Below are 22,717 nucleotides of genomic sequence, written 5' to 3'. Positions count from 1 at the left end.
ATTCAACCAATTATGCGATTGGCTCATTCAAATACTCTCGTAAATCCAGAATAATTTTCTTTTCAAGCCGGGAAATATATGATTGCGATATACCAAGATGATCTGCTACTTCTTTTTGCGTCATCTCTGTTTTACCATTAAGGCCGAAACGACATTCCATAATATATTTTTCACGCGGATTCAAACAATTAATTGCATGGAACATGTGCTGACGCTGGAGTTTTCTTTCTACATCATCTGAAATAATATGCTCCTCTGTCCCTAAAATATCAGATAACAGCAATTCGTTTCCATCTGCATCTGAATTCAGCGGCTCATCGAGTGATACTTCACTCTTCATACGGCTTGTTTTACGAAGGTGCATCAAGATTTCATTTTCAATACAACGTGAGGCGTATGTTGCTAACTTGATATTTTTTTCTGTATTAAATGTTTCAATTGCTTTAATTAATCCAATTGAACCGATGCTGATTAAATCTTCAATTGGTGTGGCTGTATTATCAAATCGTCTTGCAATATAAACAACAAGACGCAGATTGCGCTCAATCAAAGTATCACGCGCATGTAAATCACCATCCATAAATGCTTTGACAACAGTTAATTCTTCTTCTCTAGTTAGTGGCACTGGCAATGCATCATGTCCTCCTATATAGTATGTTCCTTGGCGTGATATTTTTCGCCAAATGTTTAAAAAAAGTAAGCGTAGCTTTTGAAACAATGATTGTCCCCCTTTGTTTATAGAATAGGAAGCATAGACACATGGAGAATGATCTCTACCTGCTTCGGAAATTTGGCATCCTTGGCTGTAAATACCATATAATGCCCATGAACAGTTTGTTCATCCATTGATAACCCATTTGTTCGAAAAGCTAGTGCAAGCGTATCCCCCTGCACAGTTTGAATAGGAACGACACGTAGCAATTTTTGAATTTCCTTTGAAAACATATGCAATTCATACGGAGCCTCTTGTCGCCAACTCATGAGTGCCTGTACAAAATCGGGAGGCAACTGGGCCTGCATCGCCTGTAAAGAAACAAAATGAACAGGCAGGGCACTAATTGGCTCTATGCATGTATTGCCTGTATCAATAAATGCAGCAAGAGAAAATTGCTGACCTAAAAATTCAATAGTACATGTCGTATAAAAGTGATTTTGTCGAACTTGCCAACGTAGTCGATAACGCCTCACAAGAAAAATAAGAACCAATGCCGCCAGCGACAGCCATAAAACCTGCATGTCGTATTTATTGCTAGCATATGATTGTATAGCTGTTAAAAGACCACCTACTATAAACGTTGCGATAAAAAGTATACCTGCTTGTCTATAGAGCGTTGCTTGTATCGGAAACGTTGGCAATAGCACAAGAAAACTTATGAATACGCCAAGCACGGATGGATAAAGCAACAGTCCGATCAAACCGCTGAGCGCCGCCATTGTCCATAATCGGATTTTTGCAACGCGGACGTCCGTGATTGTTGCTGTAAAGGTAAGCAACATATAGTTATAAAGCGTGTTCACTAGAAGTAGCCATTCCCCAGCCATGCAAAAAAACCTCCTACATATACAGTAGCACGTCGAGATTGTAGAATTTGTCAAACCAGTGAACGTTTTTCTATAAATTGCTTTACAAAAGTCGAGTACATCCGACATTTTATTCAAAATTAATTCCTGCTTGTTAATTTAAAAAACGAGGCTGAAAAAATACCGAAGCACAAAACAAGAAGATGAACCCCTTTTATTAGGTTCATCTTTTTCTGTGGTATGGGCGGACACTTAACCGAAGCACACACAGTTCCAGCCCCCTCTCGCTTCGCTCAGTCCAGGTGCTTGCAGCTATGCTGTCCCCCTGTGGTGTCATCGCCTGTCGCTATTCAATTAAAAAACACATCAAAATAGAACACATCTGTTAAATTGAAGTATCTGGCCTGAAAAGCTTTACTAGAAAGCAGTCATCCCTCTGTTTAAAGATATAGCATGAATCAATGGATCTTCCCACTGGGATTAAAGATCAAATTAAAAAAATGATCATGCTGTCTCTTCCATCAGTTAGCAGAAATAGTGCTCATTGAGCTTTCCTTCCATAACAAAAAGCGAAGTTGCTTGTATTTAGCAACTTCGCTTCTTACTAGGCTTAAATTAGGTATCTCTCCTCCCCTTCTTTTAGTCTTCCTCGGAAAAGTAAAAGAAGAGAGCTGCCTTATATTGAGGCAGTTCTCTTCTTTTCAATATTAGTGACGGTTTCGACGATTGCGTAAGAATGTCGGAATGTCTAATTGCTCTTCCTGTGGTGGAGCCTGACGTGTTTGCTCCGCCTGTACAGGCTCAGGGCGTGTATGTTGAATCGGAGGCGGTGTTTGACCGCCAAGAGAACGGCCACCCAATGATGAACCAGTTGATGTACCTGTTGCAATATCATCTGAGAATCCAGTAGCAATCACCGTAACAATGATCTCATCATTGAGGTTTTCGTTAATAACCGAACCGAAGATCATATTAACCTCTTCATCTGATGCAGATGCAACAATATCAGCCGCTTCCTGTACTTCATAAAGGGATAGGTTCATTCCACCTGTAATGTTCATAATGACACCTTTTGCACCGTCAATAGACGTTTCCAGCAGCGGACTTGAAATTGCCTTTTTCGCTGCTTCAGTCGCGCGGTTTTCCCCTGTAGCAATACCAATCCCCATCAAGGCAGAGCCTTTATCTGACATGATTGTTTTTACGTCTGCAAAGTCAAGGTTGATTAATCCAGGTGTTGCAATTAAGTCAGAGATACCTTGTACACCTTGACGAAGCACGTTATCCGCTTCACGGAATGCCTCAAGCATCGGTGTTGATTTATCAACGATTTGCAGCAATTTATCATTCGGGATGACAATCAGCGTATCTACTGCTTCTTTTAAATTTGAGATACCGCCAATTGCTTGTGTTTGGCGCTTGCGACCCTCAAATGTAAATGGACGAGTTACTACACCCACTGTAAGAGCGCCTAAATCGCGTGAAATTTGAGCAATTACCGGTGCAGCACCTGTACCAGTACCTCCGCCCATCCCTGCTGTCACGAATATCATATCCGCACCGCGCAATACTTCCTCTAGCTGCTCACGGCTCTCTTCTGCCGCTTTCTTTCCTACTTCAGGATTAGCTCCTGCTCCAAGTCCGCGTGTTAACTTTCCGCCGATTTGAAGTTTATAAGAGGCTTTGGACTGTTCCAATGCCTGGGCATCTGTATTAACAGCAATGAAATCGACGCCTTGCACGCCGTGTTCAATCATACGGTTGACGGCATTGTTTCCTCCACCGCCTACACCAATTACTTTAATGACTGCTCCTTGATCTATACTAGTATCAAACTCTAACATTTTGTCTCCTCCTGCTTCATAGCTTTATCGTTACTCGAAAAAGTTGTTAAAGAATTTTTTTGCCTTATCCATAATAGTCGTCTTATTTCCATGATCGACTTTCTTCTCAGTTGCATTAGACTTGTTTTTGGGAGGAGTTGGTTGTATGGATCCAGAAACAGTCTGCATTTCTGAGCTCCTACCATAAAATTCATCATCTGAATGCGCGTAACGAATTAGTCCTACTGTCGTTGTGAATCCAGGATCACGAACACCAATATAGTCTGGTGTATGTATACGCACTCGAAGCTGCATGACTTGACGAGCAACTTGTCCAATCCCTTCAAGTCCCGCAACTCCACCTGTCAGAACAATTCCTCCAGGTAAATCACGAACACCAAGCCGGGACAGCTCATCTAACACATATTCAAAAATTTCTTCCACACGAGCTCCAATGATTTCTGCAATATAGCGCTGGCTAAATTGCTGTGTTGCGCTTGTCCCATCTATCTGAACTTCAAACAGCTGGTCATCAGAGGCATCATCTAAAAATGCATGGCCATATTGCTTCTTAATCTTCTCTGCCTGTTCTGTAGACGTCTCCAATACAATCGATAAATCTTTGGTGATTTGATCGCCGCCCATACCAACAATCCCTGTATGCGTTAACAATCCATCTTCAAAAACGGCAACTGTTGTTGAACCACCGCCCAAATCAATATAGGCAGTACCTTGATTTCTTTCATCTTCTGTTAAAGCATAATAACCTGCAGCTAAAGGCTGTAGATAGATTTCACGCACGCTTAATCCGGCACGCTCTACACACCGCAGAACATTGTGCAACAATGTTTTCGATGTCATGATGAGGGTTGCATCCACCTCTAGCCGCGTACCAATCATGCCGCGCGGGTCCTTGATTTCAGATAGCAAGTCCACAGTGTATCGTCTCGGCAATAGATTAACAATTTCTTTCTCCGGCGGCGTTGCGATGCTTTCAGCTGAATCTAACACACGCGCCAGGTCGTCATCCGAAATTTCTCTTCCGTCCCCGTTTACAGCAACCACACCTTTTACAGGCTGTAATACGGTTTGATTTGCCGGTACCCCGAGTACTACTTCCTCAATCTTTAAACCTGTCATTCTTTCAGCCTGTTCAACCGCTTTCTTAATTGATTGAACTGTGGCATCTATATCTACAATTGCACCTCTACGAATGCCATTTGATTTTACTTGTCCGACCCCAATTACATGTAACTGGCTGTCACTCATTTCACCTATTAGTACTTTAATAGAAGATGAACCAATATCTAAAGAAATATAAATATCTTGATGATTCAACTCGTTGCACCTCCTTTAAATGCTCCTTTTTTTCATTCTATTGTAAAATCTAATCAATGTCTAAGTAAATTACCTATTGTAATCAAATTTTAACGTGACTCTGATGAATTTTCACGCTTTTTTATTCTATATTCTTCCCATCTTGTAATTAGTATCCTGCGGATGACGGCTATGTTCTGAAAAAGGCGGACACCAAACGCAAAAATTGCTGCTAAATAGAGATCCACACCGATATGAACACCGAGGAAGGCGAGCCCTGCTGCAAGCGCAATATTGAAGAAGAAGCCAGTGATGAACACTTTGTCATCGTATACTTGCTGCAATTGGGCACGGATACCGCCAAACATTGTATCCAGGGCAGCCAGCACCGCGATGGAGAGATAGTTTTCATAGACGGAGGGTATTTCGATATCTGTAAGGACACCGAGTGCAATCCCCAAAATTAATCCCAGCAGTGGTAACCACATAAGCTAATCTCCTTTGTATTCTGTCAAATAAGTACTTCTAATTTCCAAGTCTGTCGCATCTACTGTAATAGAAGGCTGTGGAGCTTCCACTGTCAGCAGCATATTGTCGATGAAGAACTCGTCCATGAAAGAGGAAGCCAATAAATAATTGTACAGTTTCGATGCTTCTTCCTCCGTGTCAGTCACTACCTTTATTTCAACATCAACTTTGCCTATTGGCGTACCATTAACTGTTGTCTTGCCATTTATATCGCGGATGGCAGAAGAATGGACAAGTCGCTGGCCTCCAATTTCAAGGTAATGACCTTTATAACGGTAAATTTCGTTGACGAGACGAATTAATAACTGTGGTGAAATTTCCTCCACTTGATATCCAAATTCCATTAATTCCTGAGACGGCGCAATATTCATTACAAGCCCTGGTCCACTGATTTCCTTTATCCCCGCAGAAGCCTGTAATTGATCGACAGTCCGTGCCAAAATTGCTTCAGGGTTATCCAGCTCTTCATCCTCATACTGGCGGATTGTTTCCTGTGCCTGGCGGATTTGCGTCAGCAGTTCTGAATGCCGGATTTTTTCATCCGAGAGGTCTTGCCGGATTTCCCATATGTCCGTCGTTTCAACCTTCTTCGGGCTTTGCACCGTATTATACTGAACAGCAAGCATGAAACCGATGATAAACGATATAACGGTAATATGAATGGTTGTCTTTTTCGTCATATGTTTACCCCCTACAGGTTCCCCTTCGTAATGGATGGCATCACAATTTGTTCTTTCTTCTCTACTGTAACGACTATATTATCATTCAATAATTGATCGAATACGCCGCCGCCAATTTCCAGGGCACCAATTAATCCATTTTGATCGCCCACTGCTTCTATGACAAAGGGCGCGGGATATTGGTTCCCGTCAATGGTGATGACAGGACCATTACAGCTGATGTAGGAATTTGTCTTTAAGCGCTGCCCATTAATGGCAATTGCTTCAGCTCCGGAAATTTTCAATTCATTAATGACATTAAAAACATGGCTTTCATGGACAATATAATCATTTGGATTCGTCACCCCTGTATAATCATCATCTCGTAAAGTGACAGAAATTCCTTTACCTGTAACAGGAAGCTCTCCCATCAAAATACGTAGACGCTCCGCCTCTTCTACTAACTCATCATAACGTTCTTCGTTTGTTGTATATTCTTTTTCATACTTTCGAATTGTCTCCAATATTTCATCCAATTCCTCAGCGAGCTCCTTATTTCTTTCCTGCTGTTCAATCAGCTCTTCCCGATATGCATCCTGCTGCTGTGTATATAATGTTGGACTTGAGGTAATCTGCCGGTTATCCTTTGACAAGTTGTAGGAATAGCCTATTATAAAGCCCGTTATAATACAGACAGTCAGAATAACAAAATATTTTCGGCTCCATAACCCGCTTTTTTGAGGATTATTCTTCATCCTCGCTCACTTCCTGTTCCTCCATAGCTTCTTCAATGTTGATGGCTTCATATTCTTTTGAATAAGGTTTGTAAGAAAGTCCTACCTCGATATCGATAATCCCCTTCCCATACTGCTCCTCGCTTTCAATTTGTGCGATGATAGCAGGATAGTAATTCAGCTTATCAGCAAGCGATGTAATCTCTGCCCGTACCTCATAGCCATCATTCATAAACAATGTGATGGCATAAGGGTCAGCTGCAGAAGGCGTCGCATTTATTTGAGAAATAAGAGCGACTACCTCGGGATTTAGCTTTGCCAGCTCTTTTAATAGTCTTTTACGTATTTTCTTATCCTCAAATTCTTGAAAGACAGGTGCATCGATTGGCAATAATTCCTCTGCTTCTTCAAAAAGAACTCCATTTTCAAGCATTGGATAAAAGCTATGATCTTCTGCCAAGTAAGCAACCTTCTGCCATTCTTTCACTTTAATCGTAACGGTGCTAAGCCACTTACGCTCGATTTCCACCGACTTTACCCAATCCAGTTCCTCTAACTGTTTGCTGATAGCATCACTATCGATGCTCCACATTGAACCTCCAACACGCAGACCAGACACCTCTTCATAGTATGTACTGTCTACAAGTTCAGCACCCGTAATATCGATTTTTTTTATCTCGCTATACGGGGACTGGAAGTAGAGGAGCGCGAGCAATAGAAAAAGAAATAGTGCTGTCAATAATATAAATTTGAAATTCGTTCTTCTACGTCGCTTTTTCCGAAATGTGGGTATGCGGTCTTCTAAATCGATTACTTTCTCCACGCTGCTTCCTCCTCTCCTTCTGTAGTAGCTCCAAATAAATAGATAATGCCGACTGTCAACCATAGTATAACGAGAGATGTCCCCCCGTAGCTGATGAACGGCAGCGTGACCCCTGTCACGGGCAAAAGTCCGATGACGACCCCGATATTTAGGGCAGCCTGTACAGCAATCATAGAAACTAGTGCACTCGTAATATAAAAATATCGAGCATAGATGGCGCGCGTAGCCAGCTTATAGCCGCTATATAAAAAGCACGCAAAAATACATACAATACAAAGCCCCCCGATAAACCCTGTTTCTTCTAGTATGATAGAAAAAATAAAATCATTCTGCGGTTCTGGTAAATATAAGTACTTTTGTCTACTTTTTAGGAAGCCATGTCCAAATAATCCGGCTGGGCCAATTGCAAGTAATGATTGTACTGCCTGAAAGCCTTTACCTAATTGATCTTGCCATGGATCAAGAAAAGCCTGAATCCGGGCAAGTCGATATGGTGCTGAGATAATTAACCCTGCCAATCCAGCGATTCCCAGCATAATACAAAGTCCATAAAATCTTAACGGATAGTTTGCAATAAAAAACAAAATAAAGGCTGCCACAATTAAAATGAAGGCTGAACCAAAATCAGGCTGCATCATAATCAGCCCAATTGGCAGCAGGAGAATAACGAAATGTTTAAACTTAATTACCCGTTCTCCGCGCTTCCATTTCGCTAATACGGCGCTTAAATAGACAAGTGTCGTTATTTTCACGAATTCGGCTGGCTGGAATGTTAATGGCCCTATTCCAAGCCAGCTTCGTGAACCGTTACGCCAGACACCAATTCCAGGAATTAGTACGGCAATTAACAAAACAATTGAAATGATGTAAAACAATCGCCACCATCTCTCGTGGAGCAGCCATTTATTTCTGCTGACAAATGTAAAACATAACAGTGCCACTATAAGGTACATTAATTGCTTCATATAAAAAGGCATCTGTCCTGCATAATGTACTTGACTCCAATAGGCGCTCGCTGAATAAATAAAGACTATGCCTATACAGCTAAGCAATAAAGCACTCCCTACAAATAACCGTCTATATATGATCAGCGAAAAAATCCTTTCCTACCGTATTAAGACAACTTCATAGCACAATCAATAAACACATCGCCTCGAATTTCGAAACTATCGTATTGATCCCAGCTCGCACATGCAGGCGATAGTAAAATGATATCACCTTCTGCCGAAAGCTTTGCCGCATACACAACGGCATCTTCTACATTCGTAGCAGCCACTGTTTCTTTTACCCCGCATGACTTCGCGAAATCTATGAAACGTGATCCAGTTTCACCAAATGCTACCACTGCTTTCACATTCACCATCGCTTCGCGCAGCTCTTCAAGCGAATGACCTCTGTCTAATCCGCCCGCCAATAGAACGATTGGCTTGTCGAATGCTTCAAGGGCACTCTTTGTCGCCAGGCAGTTCGTCGCCTTCGAATCATTGTATATCTTGCGTCCTTTCCATTCCCGTACAAATTGAGAACGGTGCCGGACGCCAGCAAATGTAGCAAGCACTTCTTTTATAGCTTTTAACTCACAGCCAGACAATAAACATGCGGCAACAGCACATAAAATGTTTTCAAGATTATGCGTACCTGGAAGAGCAATTTCATCCCGGTTCAAAATACGCTCACCTTGCCAATAGATAGCTTGCGTATCTGCACTGATGCCTATCTCAGCCCGGCCATTTGTTGTAAACGGAACTTTTTGTGCCTTGGACTTTTCTGCATAGCTACGAACAACTTCCTGGTCATTATTATAGATGAAATAATCTTCTTCCGTTTGATTACGTGTTACGCCAAATTTTGCGTTTGCATACGCTTCAAACGTACCATGATAATCCAAATGCGCATCATATAGGTTTGTCAAAATAGCAATACGCGGCTTAAATTCGCGTGTACCCATTAATTGGAATGAAGATAACTCCGTTACGATCACCTGATCGGGAGCAGCTTCCTTTGCTACCCTACAAGCCACTGTTCCGATATTACCCGCAATTAACGGATTGCGATTACCCGCAGCAAGCATTTCGAAAATCAATGTAGTTGTTGTTGTTTTACCATTTGTTCCGGTAATACCGATAAACGGTGCCTCACTAACTAGATAGGCAAGTTCCATTTCAGTAATTACTGGAATTTCACGATGAAGAGCATCGCTAATGATCGGGTTGCTATATGGAATACCCGGATTCTTCACAACCAGCTCAAAGCCCTCATCTAACAAATCTTCAGGATGTCGACCACAGATGACTGTGATGCCTTTTGTTAACAGATCCTGTGCTTCTGGATTGGCATCAAAAGGTTTTGCATCATTTACCGTCACGAATGCTCCAAGCTCATGGAGAAGCTCTGCAGCGGCAACTCCACTTTTTGCCAGACCTAATACCAATACTTTTTTATGTTGTAATGCTGTATATTCCCTCATAATAACGCCTCCGATAAGACTGCAATTAATGCCATAATGAGACCCGTAGACCAAAATACAAGGACAACTTTCCATTCAGACCATCCTGAAAGTTCAAAATGGTGATGAATCGGGCTCATTTTAAATATCCGTTTTTTTCGAAGCTTAAAGCTGCCTACCTGTAAAATTACTGAAAGTGTCTCGATTACAAACACAAGACCAATCAACAGTAATAGAAGCTCCTGCTTTACTAGCACAGACAGCATTGCCAGTGCCCCCCCTAATGCAAGAGAGCCTGTATCTCCCATAAAGACTTTTGCCGGATTAGCATTAAAAATCAGGAAACCAAGAAGGGCCCCTGTTACAGCAAAGGCAAATAAAGCGATATCTGCCTGCTCATTGAATAGAGCCAGCACACCAAAAGCCGCAAATGCGATAGAAGCTGTTCCTGCAACTAGACCGTCCAACCCATCTGTCAGATTCACTGCATTAGAGAAGCCGACAAGCCAAAAAATTAGGAAGCCGATGTACAACACACCTAGATCAAACTGCCATTCTGTAAATGGAATGGCAATCGCCGTATCAAATGTCCCTAAACGTAGTAATAAAAATGCCGCTATTGCAATGACGATTTGTCCGATTAACTTTTGTAATGACGTCAGTCCTAGATTGCGTTTAAAAATAACCTTGATACCGTCATCCAAAAATCCGATGATGCCGAACCCTACAAAAACAAGTAGTAAAACAACTGTCTGTGTAGTAAATACATCAAATAAAAGTCCGCAGATAATCGTCGTCACAATAATGGATAGTAAGAAAAGAATACCTCCCATTGTAGGTGTTCCAGCCTTCTTCATATGTGACTGCGGACCTTCCTCACGAATACTCTGACCAAACTTTAAACGACGCAGCATCGGAATGCCGGCCGGCGCCAAAATAACGGTCAGGATGAATGATGCAGCTAAAATCGTCACCGTTGTTGCCAATGTCATAAAAAATCTCCTTTAAACTGTCCTATTAAATGTATAAACATCCTTCACTATAATAGTTGTTTTACTGTCATTTTGAAAGGATTAGTTCCCTAAATACAGGTGAATGATTTCATCTTGCCCGATCTGTTTTCCTGCTACAGGCAATTGGTCGATGATCTTCTCACCCTCACCATGCCATTCTATTCTATAAGTGTATTGTTGCTCCATCATTTCTTCTCTTTTCTGCCCGATAAAATCCGGCATAGCCTCTGTAATTTCATCTCCCCACGCGTATTTTTTCGGAAGTTGATCAGAGGAGTATGGCAAATCTAAAATGGAGGCTCCTTCTTCAATAATCTGTCCGACAATCGGCGCCGTAACGGTACTGCCAAATATCGATGTTTGGGCTTTCGGTGAATCGACTGCCACATACACAAGCAGCTCTGGATCGTTGGCCGGTGCAAACCCGATAAATGATACTATATATTCGCCGTCTTTGTAACGACCATTTTCTACCTTTTGAGCTGTTCCTGTCTTACCGCCGATTCTTAGTCCATCGCGGTATGCACGTTTACCGGAACCATTCGCGACAACCGATTCCAATGCCTCTCTTACTTTTTTCGATGTTTCTTCACTAATGACCTGACGCTTAGCTGCCGGCTTATTGTCCACCAGCACTTTTCCGTTGGACCCAACTACCCTCGAGATAATATAAGGGGTATATAAGGTTCCTCCATTAATGGCAGCTGCCACCGCTTGTACCTGCTGGATCGGTGTTACTGACACCCCTTGCCCAAAGGCGGTGGTCGCACTTTCTACCGGACCAAAACCTTCCTTAGAAAAAAGAATACCGCTTGCTTCTCCTGCAAGGTTAGAGCCTGTTTTTTCCCCGAATCCAAATTTATGAATGTAGTCAAGCAGCTTATCAGAGCCGATTCGATTTCCCATTTCAATGAAGCCCGGGTTACAGGAGTTCTCTACAACTTCTAAAAATGTCTGGTGGCCATGCCCCTCACGCTTCCAGCATCGCAGCCGGGCCCCCTCAACCATTGTAAAACCTTGGTCATGAAAGCTTTCATTCTCTAAATCAACTACGTCTTCCTCGATTGCTGCACTCAACGTGATAATCTTGAATGTCGATCCAGGCTCAAATGTCATAAAGACTGGCAAGTTTCGGTTGTAAATAGATTGATCTACCTTTTGATAGTCAGTAGGATCATATGTTGGATAGGAGGAGATGGCTAAAATTTCACCTGTTTTAGGATTCATCGCGAGGGCTAATGCTTGCTCTGCATTATACTTTTCCATCGCCTGTGCTAACTCACGCTCCACAACCTGCTGCAGTTTAATATCCACTGTCAACTCGATTGTGGATCCCCCTTCTCCCTGACGCCATTCATCAGGCGTTTGCCTCATTGCATTTCCTTTAGCGTCTGTAAACAGACGAATAGCAGAAGCGTCGCCGGTCAATACATCATTATATTCATACTCAATGCCTGCTAGTCCTTGTGAATCGTAGCCTGTAAACCCTAGCAAACGGGACAATAATGTACCATATGGATAATGGCGCACATAATCCACTCCACTGTATAGACCATCAATCTGCATCTGCTGTACTTTTTCTGCTTGCTCTGCCGTAATATTTTTTCCTTCAGGCGCAAGCTTCGTTAAATACGCACGCTTTGACAGCTTTTCCAGCAGTTTTTCCCGATCTGTCTGCAAGACTGACCATAACTGGTCCGCGACCTCCTCGACATTTTCATTTTGGGCCTTCATAAAATAAAGTGTCGGAGCCAGTTTATTTGTCACAATTGCTTCGCCATGACGATCGGTAATATCCCCTCTCTCTTCCTGAAACGGAATTTCCCTATCCCAATTGGCCTTTGCCAATTCTGTTAATTCTTCATGTTGAACAATCTGTACATAAAATAATCTGATCATTATCGCAAGACCATACAATACAAAACAAATAATAATGATTTTTAAACGCCCTTGGGCTTGTTTAAAAATCCATTTCATTTGACAACACGCTCCGTTTTTAATATCAGCCTATGTTATAAATGGAGCGTGTATTCTACTTGCCAAGTTATTCACGTTACATAGATTCAAATTAATCCTGCGGCAGCTCTTCATCACCTTCATTTGTTTCTACTGTCTGGAAGCTTTCCTCCGGTGTTCTTAGTTTTACGACAATCGGCGAAGAATCTCCAATCGGCGTATTAGGTGAGGCGCTTTGGCTATAGACATAGCCTTCTCCAACAATCTCAAGCGGTAAACCAGACATCGTTTTATATACGAGCATATTTCGTAATGACCAGCCTGTAAATGATGGAAGGGTAACAGTTCCATCGGTTTTTAAAAACACGATGCTTCCTTTTGATAGCGGCGTACCTTTTTTGGGATACTGCTCGGTGATTGTCCCGCCTTCGCCAATAACAATCGGCGTAAATCCATCATTCGTCAGTTCCACCTGGGCCGATTCTGCCTGACCGCCTACTAGCTCGCCTACTTTTTCCATTTCTACCTCTGCGGTATTATTAGGATTGATGTTTAAATATTTCAAGCTGTTTTCCATGACGGAGTTAAATACTTCGGATACCGGTTCTGACCCTGAAATCGTATCGCTCATCTTCGGCTTTTTCACCGCTACATACATAATAAGCTGCGGGTCATCCGCCGGTACCATACCTAGGAAAGAATAAATATATTGGTGGTCGCCCCAGTAATAGCCGGAGCCAGTCTCTTTTGGAATTTGGGCAGTACCCGTCTTCCCGGCTACCTCATAGCCATCAATCTGGTAACGTTTGGCTGTCCCAGCCTCAGCCGTTACGGTAGAAGCCAAAATCTCACGAACCTGCTTGGCGGTATCGGCTGTTACAGGCTCCCCTTTTACTTTCGGCTCTTCATCCAGCAGTACTTTCCCTGTATTCGGGTCGACAATTTTATCGATGACATACGGCTGCATCATCTTCCCGTCGTTTGCAATAGCTGTCATCCCCTGGATTAATTGAAGAGGAGTGACGGTTGAGCCTTGTCCAAACGCCGTTGTCACGAGATCGACCGGATTTTTTTTCAAAATAGTGCCTGTTGCTTCATTTGGCAGATTGATACCGGTTTTTTCACCAAAACCGAAACGATCTAAGTATTCGATAAATGTATCGCTGCCCATGATTTTCAACTGATAGGCCATCGCCGTATTAGATGAGTGCTGAATTCCTTCTAAATAAGTGATTTCCCCCCAGCCTCTTCCATCATTTGCGTCACGAATTATACGGTCATATATTTTATACTTTCCAGATTGGTATTTAGCATTTGGATGCCAATTGCCCGAGTCGATTGCTGCAGCGAGGGTAAATGTCTTCATCGTAGAACCAGGCTCTATTACGTCTTCCACAACTGCATTTAGCCAGCTGCTTTCTAATCCTTCCCTTGTATCAGGATCAAACGTAGGGCGCTGTGACATTGCTAAAATTTCCCCTGTCTTTGGATCTGCTACTACTGCGGTCATTGACTCTGGATTGTATTCTTCCTCTACACGTTTCATGGCATCTTCTAAAAAGTTCTGGATTGTCTTATCAAGCGTCAAATAAATGTCGCTTCCGTCCTTTGCAGGTTCCACCATTTTTTCGGTGCTCGGCAGCAAATAGCCAAAGACATCACTGTCATAAGCAACCTTGCCGTCCTGGCCTGTTAATTCTTTGTCATATATGGACTCAAGGCCCATACGACCTACCGTTTTAAAAGATCCATCCTCTTGTTCTTCCTTTACTGCATACCCAATGAGATGAGAGGCAAAGGAGCCATTTGGATAATACCTCTTTTTATCATTCACAAAGACAATCCCTGGGAGCTCATGTTCCTCGATTGCTTCTTTCACTTCATGACTGAGGCTGCGGCCGGCAGCACCAAACTCTACTTGATACCGATCTTTTTTTGATGTTAGCTGTTCATAAATTTTCTCTTCGTCCCAATTAATATATTGGGCTAAAACACGGGCTGTTTCTCTCGCGTCTACAACGTGCCGAGGATTTTTAGGATTCTCAGTAGCCGATTCACGGACAATTGCCACTAACCGGTAGCTCATCGTATCCTCTGCAATCACATTTTCGCTGCGATCTAATATGCGGCCCCTGTTCGCTGACAAGACAGTTTCTCGTGAATATTTGTTAGCTGCTTCAGCCTGCAAATTATACCCATGCATTTCCCCGCTTGATTGAATATAGAAGAATCGCCAAAACAATAGGAAAAAGAGCCCTCCATATAGTAAAAACATTAGAAAGGCTCCTATTTGAAAACGAAACTTGAGCTTCTTCATTCGCCTGGCACAACCTTTACATTTTTTTCATTCAATGTCAGGCCCAGCTCTTTCGCCTTCTCCCAAATGCGCTCATATGTTGATAATTCACTTACTTGCACCTTTAAGTCTTCGTTTTGTTTCGCTATTTCTTGTACTTCTGATTCTATTTTTTGAACTTCCATTGTCGTTGTTTGGATTTGTCCCTGTGTATGTAATAGTGAGACTGCAAATAAAGCAACGGCCATGATAAATGTTATATATAGTACTTTTTCCTTCCCGGTAATCAGCGGCTGTCTGCCAGCTTTTTTCTGTTTCTGAGGTGACGGTTGATGCTGCGGCTGTTCCGGCATTGGCGGTTGCGGGATATATGATTGTTGTCTAACTCGAACTGCCATTTAAACACGTCCTTTATCGTTTATTTTTTCAGCGATTCTTAATTTTGCTGAGCGTGAACGATTGTTCTCTTCTAACTCCTCATCTGACGGTAAAATCGGTTTTCTTGTAATCAACTTTAATGTTGGCTTCATATCTTCTGGAATGATAGGTAAACCAGGAGGAAGATCCGGAATAGACGACGCTTCCTTAAATAATGTTTTACATAAACGATCTTCTAGTGAATGGAAGGTAATGACACTAATGCGTCCGCCAACCTTCAATAAATCAATCGCATCTACCAGTGAATCTTCCGCCGCTCCAAGCTCATCATTTACTGCAATACGAATCGCCTGGAATATGCGTTTTGCGGGATGTCCACCTTTACGGCGCGCAGCTGCTGGTATGCCTTCTTTAATCAAATCTACTAATTGCCCAGTTGTTTCAATAGACGTTTTTTTACGTGCCTCTTCTATTTTACGGGCCACCTGCTTTGAAAATTTTTCTTCTCCGTAACGGAAGAAAATGCGGACCAAATCTTCATATGCCCATTCATTCACCACATGAAATGCCGTCAGCTCAGCTGTCTGGTCCATACGCATGTCCAATGGTGCGTCATGGTGATAACTAAACCCGCGCTCGGGTGTGTCTAACTGAGGGGAAGAAACCCCAAGGTCATATAAAATCCCGTCTACGCTCTCTATCCCTAGTTTATATAGCTCTTCTTTTATATATCGAAAATTGGAATGTACAAATGTCACACGATCCAGATAATCTGCCAGGCGGACTTTCGCATTTTGGATCGCAACAGTGTCTTGATCAAAGCAAATCAGGCGTCCTTTTGAGGATAGCTGCTTTACTAAATACTCACTATGTCCTGCCCCACCTAATGTGCAGTCGACATAAATGCCGTCCGGATGGATGTTTAACCCATCAACGGTTTCCCTTAATAACACGGTTGTATGATCAAACATAAAACTTACTCCTTTGGGCTCTATTAAAAATCAAACCCTATCATATTTTCTGCAATTTCATTAAAGGATTCTTCAGATTCCTTAAAGTAATCTTCCCAAGCTTCCTTCGCCCATATTTCTATCCTTGTCGCCACCCCGATAATTACACATTCCTTAGTAATATTTGCATGTGAAAGGAGTATGCTTGGAAGATTTATGCGACCCTGCTTGTCTATTTCTACTTCAGTTGCTCCTGAAAAGAAGAATCGTACAAATGCACGTGTATCTTTTTTCGTCGTCGAAAGTCCTTTTAATTTTTCCTCGAGTTTTCGCCATTCATCCATAGGGTAGCCGAAAAGACAGTTATCAAGCCCGCGTGTAATTACGAAAGTATCAGTTAGACGCTCTCGAAATTTCGCCGGTATGATGAGCCGTCCCTTGGTATCAACGGAATGCTGATATTCTCCCATGAACATGCTACTCACCCCACTTTAGATAATAATGTACCACATCGCCCCACTTTCTACCACTAAAATCCCGCTTTTACCGCGTCATTAAAGGGATTTAGGAGTTTTGTCCTTATTCCTTTACTCGGTAATAATAAAATAGTCATAAAAAAAGAAGTCGACTCGGGTTAGAGACGACTTCTTCCTACTAATATTTTACTAAAAAATGCTGGGGCCCCACTACCAATGGCAGCTTCAATAATTCATCTACAAATGTAGGGCCATATTGATTTAAATATTGATATGGGTTATAGACCCGCTCCTGCAAAGCACCGTTCGGGAGAAACTCGGCATTGATCATTTCAAATTGACGAATGATCGTACTGTGCTTTTGTGATGTTTGTTCTTTAATTTTTTCTTTCAGATAAGCTAACTGTTTGTGATGGAAAGCTTTGTTTTTTTCAAGAATCTGCTCTAGCTTGAAGTCATTTTGAAGAAGATGAGCAGAAAGAACTTCATATTGCATGAAAAGTGATTCTTGCATCGCGTCCATCTGAGCGAGTGCCTCTTTGTCTTGAATATCAGCAATAAATTGTTCTTTTTTCGTCTCTGCCTTTCCTTCTAGAACATCCTCAAACATCAATTGATGGCGTTCCAATAACGGCTGAATTTTCCGAGTCGCTATCGAAACATTGAGACGCGGTGCGAAAATCGGCATTTCCAAATCCAATATACCAAAAGCCGGCTTTAATGTTGCCCAATACGCAAGCTCTCCGGGCCCTCCTACAAAGGCCAGTACAGGCAATGTCATTTCCTGCATTAACGGACGGGTCACTACATTGTTGCTCAACTTTTCAGGTGAGCGCCTTGCCGTCTGCAATAGCTCTTCCTTTGTAAGCCTTACAGGGGCGGATACATTGATAAACTCTCCCTCTTTTCGCTCCAGCAAGAAGCGTTCTCCCTCTTTTACGAAGAAGAGGTTGGCGTTATTCTCCGCTGCTTCGATTGGCTTTCCGTAGCCCGCTTTTTCTAAAGCTTTTTCTTGGATGGATACAGCCCGGGCAATTTCTTCACTATGTTCAATTAACCGTTCAAAATACTCACTTTCAAATTGGCGGAATGGACCGTATGCTGCATCAATCATCAGTAAACCATAATTGGCAAATAGGCGATTCATTAATCCGGTGAAGAAATCCGTAAATGTCTCACTCACCCGGCTCGCTTCCAGCACTTCCTTCAGCAGCGCTTCCGTATAGCTGGTTTCTCCGTAATCTTTAAATACCGTCTGAATTAATTGTTCTAGGGCATCATGATCAATGGACGTAGTGGAGGCCATTGTCTTTTTATTAGAGCGTTTACTGTAGCTGCGTTTTTTTACACTGCCATTGACGATCGTAAATGTATGGTTAATTTCATCTAGGTCATGATCTTCTCCCGCAATCCAGAAAACCGGCACTACCGGCGTCCCTAATGCTTGGCGCTGTTCATTTGCAAGTAAAATAACCGTTATTGCTTTATAGACAGAGTATAGCGGCCCAGTAAACACACCTGCCTGCTGCCCTCCGACAATTGCCAGAGCACCCGCTTCTAACTCTTCCAAATGCTTAGCCGTCTGTTCAGATACACCAAAACGCTCCATATAAGTTCGTATCACCTGCACTAGGGACTCTCGCTTATACTCTCGCTTCTGCACTGATTTTGCACGTTTTACAAACGACTCCTGCTCATAAGGATACGTAAAAAAAGAATGAATATCAGCATTTCCCTTCCAGTAATCTGCCAACACTCTATTATGCACTGGTATTGAAATTTGCTCCAGCTTCATGAAATAAACGCCTCTACTTTCTAACCTGACTATGTAGTTCTATCGTATAACGGTTTTGTTTACTATGGTAGTATATTTTCACTTTCGAATATGTATTATTGTATCTGTTTTATGCGCCCACGAAAAATTTTTTGCTCTAAGCACTCTTAAGATATTCCACAATGTTCACCGAAAGACCTATCAGCCACGCACTTATATATAAAATGCTCAACAAAATAAAATAAATGCGCCATATCTTTTTCAGTAAAATCGGGACATCAATTTCCTTCTTAGTACGCCAATCAATAAATGTCAGCCCAAGGGCAATCAGCAATGCAATACTGATAATATATAAAGAAAACGGCACTTCCCAAATACTTTTAAAAGCAAGAGGCACCGAGAAAAAGAGAATAAAGGTAGTGATATCGGCCGCGAACCCGACAGCATACATTTTCTTTATACGCATTTTTCTACAGATCATATAAGTCAATATTAGGACAATCAGCGGGCAAATAAGAATTACACCACCCACTATTTCAATGAATGTTTTCACACCTTATCACCACTCTCTAATTGTTCTGCCGCTTTGATCAATTCGTATAATGTATGTAAAGTTGGAAGCTGCCGTCCATTAACTGCTGCCTTCTTTATAATGGCCCCTACAATTGTATCCACTTCCGTCTTGCGTCCTGCCAACCGATCCGCCAACATAGATGATGTATTTGCTGCTGTTTTCTCGCACAGCCTCTTCACTCCCTCAAATGGAAACTGGGCGCGCATATCCGGAAAGGCTGCCATCAGCTCCTCATATAATGTTTCCAGTAATGAATAGGCATGCTGATTTGTCAGCAGTTCTCCATTTTTCACTTTTAAAATAGCAGTCAACGGATTAATAAAACAGTTTAATAGAGCTTTTTCCAGCAGCATTTTTTCTGCATCTTCTTCATAAGAGACCGGCATTATTTCACTATCCAATGCCATTACTGAGGCAAACTTTTCTCTATCACCACGACCTATCGCCAGCTTCATCATTCCGATACCTCTATGGATGACAGTATAATCATTTTCTCTCTGCGCTCCAAATTGGGCGCTGCCGAATGCTATATGATGTTGAGGCAGGCTTAACGCCTCTTCATAATGCGCCAAACCATTTTGTACGAATAACAGGGGTATAGACGCAGGCAATTCGCTAAGCAGCGGGTAAAGCTGCGTAAGTCCATTATACTTCACCGCTATAACAAGCAGATCTGTTTCCTCTGCAATACGGTCTTTAGCCGTTACCGCAAACTTCTGTTTTTCTGTTTTGTTATCTTGCCGGATAAGTCCATATGTATCTATACCTTCACGTTGCTCAGCACGCGTGGAAATTATATTAACAGCAAATCCTTTCTCTGCAAAAAAGCTTGCTAATAATAACCCGACAGACCCGCCGCCAATAATTTGAATGGTCATCGTCCCACCTCCTAAACGTATGAAAAGGCCTGTCATTATGACAGACCTCAGTTTATTATAAAGGAAAAATCATTCAATTTCGAGACATGCGCCTTTTATTTCAAATGCTCGTGTTCTCTACTTAGAAAGTTTGCTCCCTGATGCAGCCATTTAATGACACGGTCATACTCTGACTGCAGTTCCCGGTATCTCAAATCAAGTGAATTGTACGCTTCCGTCAGTTCTTCAAAATTAGTCAATGCCAGTTTTAAATGGCTGCGCATCATCTGTTTCGGGCGCTTGCGTACATTATCCAGCACATGGCCGTATTGCAGCCGAAGTGTTTTATTCCATCTAAAGCCGCATGCCTGTTTGGTTCTTCCAAGCACCTCTGCAGCATGTGAAAATGCCTCTAATTGCGTCTTTCCATTTTGGACAAACCCAATCACAATTTCTGCTAGTTTTTCATCATCGGCAGTTGTCCATTGATCTTTACGTCTTTTTTCTCCCAATTTGTTCACCTCGCATTTTTTACTACTATATGCAAGCCACTTAAAATTAGAATAAAAAAATGGATTGTCTTATTCTTTTTAGAGACAATCCATCTAGTCAGGCTATTTTTTTGATTTTGTTAAAAAGCTATTAACCGCCTCATGATGGGCTTCGCTTTCCCAAAGTTTCGCGCATGTGCGCACCTCTTCCATCACTCGTTCATACATATTACGTTCACGCCATTTGCGCAGCTCAATCTCTTTATAGGCTTGATGAACTGATGGATGAATTTTACTCATATGTTCAATAAAATCATTGAGCGCCTCTTCCTTCGTACCTTCAAAATACACCCGCATTGCCCAGCCAATCTCATAGAGTGTTTGCGCATCATATGGTTTCGCATCAACGAGCATTTTCAAAGCGCGGTCATGACGCAATCCCCGTTCAAACAAGTATGTACCGCCTCCCCAGCCGGATGTAATAGCTAGCGTACCTTGAATAAATCCTGCTTTTGCATGAGAAGCCATCAAACGGAAGTCGCAGGCTGTGGCAATCTCGCAACCTCCACCTACTGCCGTTCCATTGATTAGGGCAATCGTTGGAACTCGAAGTATTGCCAGCTCATAGAGAATGTCTGCCATCTTACTTAACATACCGAATGCCTGATCCTCTGTCTCAAGCGCATGGAAAACTGAAAGATCTCCGCCCGAGCAGAAAGATTTGTCTCCCGCTCCCGTTATAACTAGGAAGCGTACATCATCATGTTCTTTTACATATGTAATAACTTCTTGTAACCCATCCATCACTTCATCATTTACTGCATTTCGCTTTTCTTCACGGTTAATTGTAAATGTCAAAATACCATCTTTTTTGTCGATTAAATAAGCCACCACGCCATCCCCTTCGATATTATCCTGCTATAAAACCTTATTTTAATAGTATCGGACCTAAAAACATTTGACAAGAGAGCTATTCGAATATTCACGATATTTGAGCAACGGGGATTTTATATTATTTAACAGAGGCAGTAGGGTGAAAAGAATAAAATGGAGAGGGAAGGAAAAACTCCATAAACGCCACGAACCAGAAAAGAATATGTCCCGCGATTGCCCGTCACAAATACTTCTGCAGCTATAAGTTTGCGACCAGCATCCTATTGGTCCATATAAAAAGGCGATATAAGAGCCATGGCCTCTTATATCGCCTTTATAAGCGCAAAATACTGAATTATTTTGCTACTACTTCTTTACCTTTGTAGTGTCCGCAAGCTTTGCAAACACGGTGAGCAAGTTTCGCTTCACCACAGTTTGGGCAAGCTACCATACCAGGTACAGATAATTTGAAATGCGTACGACGCTTTCTTTTTGCAGTTTTAGAAGTTCTTCTAAATGGTACAGCCATTATGGCACCTCCTTACAGATACTCTATTCATCTGTTTGATCAAAATACTTAGCTAAAGCAGCCAGTCTTGGATCCAATTTTGGTTCGTCAGCTTCACGTTTCGCCAACACTTCTTCATCCGTTGAATAAGACCAGTCTTTCCCGCCTTGCACTTGTCCTTCGGTATTCTCTTTGAATACTTGCATCGGGATTTCCAGAAGAATTAATTCCTCCAGCACTGGCTTCAGATCGATAACTTCACCATCTATATAATGGATGTCGCCACCTTCATCTCCGCGCTTATCTTCATCGATCCAGCTGAATATTTCAACCGTATCGACTTTGATCGGATATTCAACATCTTCCCATGTGCGTGCACATGGAAGCGTAAGTGTTGCTTCAAGCGTAAATTGACAAGTCATTTGCGATGCACCAAAAGTACAAAGCCCTTTTACATGAACGGGTGAAATGTCGCGAATGTCGCTGTTGCGCTTCATCACTTCATCCAATTGCACTTCTGCATCAATAGGCATCCCATTTTGGCGATACTTCGATAATTGATGAATTGACCATTTCATTCGTTAATCACCTCGAGACAACAATGTTGATTATATAGCTAACAAAAATAGATGTCAAGATAATTTCTTGTCACTACTAAAAAACGCCCGTATAATCAGTATTAATTTATGTTTTCTAATTATTCGCGCCAAATTCATGTAA

The 22,717-nt window shown here is 42.0% G+C and carries 23 protein-coding genes; all 23 read right to left on the bottom strand.

Going from position 1 to position 22,717, the window contains the following annotated elements; all coding sequences use genetic code 11:
• Nucleotides 1–10: 10 nt before the first annotated feature.
• The 23 genes from sigE to AA0Y26_RS03980 all read right to left on the bottom strand — a co-directional run bounded on the left by sigE (nucleotide 11) and on the right by AA0Y26_RS03980 (nucleotide 22,575).
• Nucleotides 11–718: an RNA polymerase sporulation sigma factor SigE gene (sigE, locus tag AA0Y26_RS04090; protein ID WP_036156081.1), complete on the bottom strand. Its 708-nt coding sequence runs from the start codon at nucleotides 716–718 to the stop codon at nucleotides 11–13.
• Nucleotides 719–735: 17 nt separating this feature from the next.
• Nucleotides 736–1,542, bottom strand: a complete 807-nt coding sequence (locus AA0Y26_RS04085; protein ID WP_413365355.1) for a sigma-E processing peptidase SpoIIGA — start codon at nucleotides 1,540–1,542, stop codon at nucleotides 736–738.
• A gap of 686 nt (nucleotides 1,543–2,228) precedes the next feature.
• A complete protein-coding gene (gene ftsZ / locus AA0Y26_RS04080; RefSeq protein ID WP_413365353.1) occupies nucleotides 2,229–3,365 on the bottom strand; it encodes a cell division protein FtsZ in 1,137 nt (378 codons plus the stop codon).
• Between the two features lie 30 nt (nucleotides 3,366–3,395).
• A complete protein-coding gene (ftsA, locus tag AA0Y26_RS04075) occupies nucleotides 3,396–4,682 on the bottom strand; it encodes a cell division protein FtsA (protein WP_413365351.1) in 1,287 nt (428 codons plus the stop codon).
• A gap of 89 nt (nucleotides 4,683–4,771) precedes the next feature.
• Entirely contained in the window at nucleotides 4,772–5,149 is a 378-nt protein-coding gene (locus AA0Y26_RS04070; RefSeq protein WP_413365349.1) for a small basic family protein, read from the bottom strand.
• A 3-nt stretch (nucleotides 5,150–5,152) separates the two neighbouring features.
• Nucleotides 5,153–5,869, bottom strand: coding sequence for a DUF881 domain-containing protein (locus AA0Y26_RS04065; RefSeq protein ID WP_413365347.1), 717 nt, complete (start codon nucleotides 5,867–5,869; stop codon nucleotides 5,153–5,155).
• A gap of 11 nt (nucleotides 5,870–5,880) precedes the next feature.
• Nucleotides 5,881–6,603: a DUF881 domain-containing protein gene (locus AA0Y26_RS04060; protein ID WP_413365346.1), complete on the bottom strand. Its 723-nt coding sequence runs from the start codon at nucleotides 6,601–6,603 to the stop codon at nucleotides 5,881–5,883.
• Nucleotides 6,593–7,405: a cell division protein FtsQ/DivIB gene (locus AA0Y26_RS04055; RefSeq protein ID WP_413365344.1), complete on the bottom strand. Its 813-nt coding sequence runs from the start codon at nucleotides 7,403–7,405 to the stop codon at nucleotides 6,593–6,595. The genes AA0Y26_RS04060 and AA0Y26_RS04055 overlap by 11 nt, the downstream gene beginning before the upstream one ends.
• Complete coding sequence (ftsW, locus tag AA0Y26_RS04050; protein WP_413368037.1) at nucleotides 7,393–8,505, bottom strand: putative lipid II flippase FtsW; 1,113 nt, start codon at nucleotides 8,503–8,505, stop codon at nucleotides 7,393–7,395. Before ftsW ends, AA0Y26_RS04055 begins: the two co-directional genes overlap by 13 nt.
• Nucleotides 8,506–8,519: 14 nt before the next feature.
• Complete coding sequence (gene murD, locus AA0Y26_RS04045) at nucleotides 8,520–9,872, bottom strand: UDP-N-acetylmuramoyl-L-alanine--D-glutamate ligase (protein ID WP_413365342.1); 1,353 nt, start codon at nucleotides 9,870–9,872, stop codon at nucleotides 8,520–8,522.
• Nucleotides 9,869–10,843 carry a phospho-N-acetylmuramoyl-pentapeptide-transferase gene (gene mraY, locus AA0Y26_RS04040; protein ID WP_413365340.1) on the bottom strand — a complete coding sequence of 325 codons (975 nt, stop codon included), beginning with the start codon at nucleotides 10,841–10,843 and terminating at the stop codon, nucleotides 9,869–9,871. The genes murD and mraY overlap by 4 nt, the downstream gene beginning before the upstream one ends.
• An 81-nt stretch (nucleotides 10,844–10,924) precedes the next feature.
• Entirely contained in the window at nucleotides 10,925–12,841 is a 1,917-nt protein-coding gene (locus tag AA0Y26_RS04035) for a penicillin-binding transpeptidase domain-containing protein (protein ID WP_413365338.1), read from the bottom strand.
• Nucleotides 12,842–12,932: 91 nt separating this feature from the next.
• Nucleotides 12,933–15,095 carry a penicillin-binding protein gene (locus AA0Y26_RS04030; protein WP_413365337.1) on the bottom strand — a complete coding sequence of 721 codons (2,163 nt, stop codon included), beginning with the start codon at nucleotides 15,093–15,095 and terminating at the stop codon, nucleotides 12,933–12,935.
• Nucleotides 15,096–15,133: 38 nt separating this feature from the next.
• Complete coding sequence (gene ftsL, locus AA0Y26_RS04025; protein ID WP_413365335.1) at nucleotides 15,134–15,514, bottom strand: cell division protein FtsL; 381 nt, start codon at nucleotides 15,512–15,514, stop codon at nucleotides 15,134–15,136.
• Nucleotides 15,515–16,465 carry a 16S rRNA (cytosine(1402)-N(4))-methyltransferase RsmH gene (rsmH, locus tag AA0Y26_RS04020; RefSeq protein ID WP_413365333.1) on the bottom strand — a complete coding sequence of 317 codons (951 nt, stop codon included), beginning with the start codon at nucleotides 16,463–16,465 and terminating at the stop codon, nucleotides 15,515–15,517. It abuts the gene before it with no gap.
• 23 nt (nucleotides 16,466–16,488) lie between these two features.
• The gene (gene mraZ, locus AA0Y26_RS04015) at nucleotides 16,489–16,920 is read right to left on the bottom strand and encodes a division/cell wall cluster transcriptional repressor MraZ (protein ID WP_413365331.1); all 432 of its coding nucleotides are present in this window, start codon (nucleotides 16,918–16,920) and stop codon (nucleotides 16,489–16,491) included.
• A 178-nt stretch (nucleotides 16,921–17,098) separates the two neighbouring features.
• Nucleotides 17,099–18,715, bottom strand: a complete 1,617-nt coding sequence (gene bshC / locus AA0Y26_RS04010; protein ID WP_413365329.1) for a bacillithiol biosynthesis cysteine-adding enzyme BshC — start codon at nucleotides 18,713–18,715, stop codon at nucleotides 17,099–17,101.
• A gap of 136 nt (nucleotides 18,716–18,851) precedes the next feature.
• A complete protein-coding gene (locus AA0Y26_RS04005; RefSeq protein ID WP_413365327.1) occupies nucleotides 18,852–19,247 on the bottom strand; it encodes a DUF3397 domain-containing protein in 396 nt (131 codons plus the stop codon).
• The gene (locus AA0Y26_RS04000; RefSeq protein ID WP_413365325.1) at nucleotides 19,244–20,146 is read right to left on the bottom strand and encodes a ketopantoate reductase family protein; all 903 of its coding nucleotides are present in this window, start codon (nucleotides 20,144–20,146) and stop codon (nucleotides 19,244–19,246) included. The genes AA0Y26_RS04005 and AA0Y26_RS04000 overlap by 4 nt, the downstream gene beginning before the upstream one ends.
• Nucleotides 20,147–20,241: 95 nt before the next feature.
• Entirely contained in the window at nucleotides 20,242–20,637 is a 396-nt protein-coding gene (locus AA0Y26_RS03995) for a transcriptional regulator (RefSeq protein WP_413365323.1), read from the bottom strand.
• Between the two features lie 102 nt (nucleotides 20,638–20,739).
• Nucleotides 20,740–21,507, bottom strand: coding sequence for an enoyl-CoA hydratase/isomerase family protein (locus AA0Y26_RS03990; protein ID WP_413365322.1), 768 nt, complete (start codon nucleotides 21,505–21,507; stop codon nucleotides 20,740–20,742).
• 337 nt (nucleotides 21,508–21,844) lie between these two features.
• Nucleotides 21,845–22,018 carry a 50S ribosomal protein L32 gene (gene rpmF, locus AA0Y26_RS03985; protein ID WP_036156040.1) on the bottom strand — a complete coding sequence of 58 codons (174 nt, stop codon included), beginning with the start codon at nucleotides 22,016–22,018 and terminating at the stop codon, nucleotides 21,845–21,847.
• Nucleotides 22,019–22,041: 23 nt separating this feature from the next.
• Complete coding sequence (locus tag AA0Y26_RS03980; RefSeq protein WP_413365320.1) at nucleotides 22,042–22,575, bottom strand: YceD family protein; 534 nt, start codon at nucleotides 22,573–22,575, stop codon at nucleotides 22,042–22,044.
• Nucleotides 22,576–22,717: the final 142 nt, after the last annotated feature.

It is taken from the genome of Lysinibacillus canaveralius, from assembly GCF_047301505.1.
Taxonomy (GTDB): domain Bacteria; phylum Bacillota; class Bacilli; order Bacillales_A; family Planococcaceae; genus Lysinibacillus_B.
This window is presented reverse-complemented; position numbering and strand designations above follow the sequence as displayed.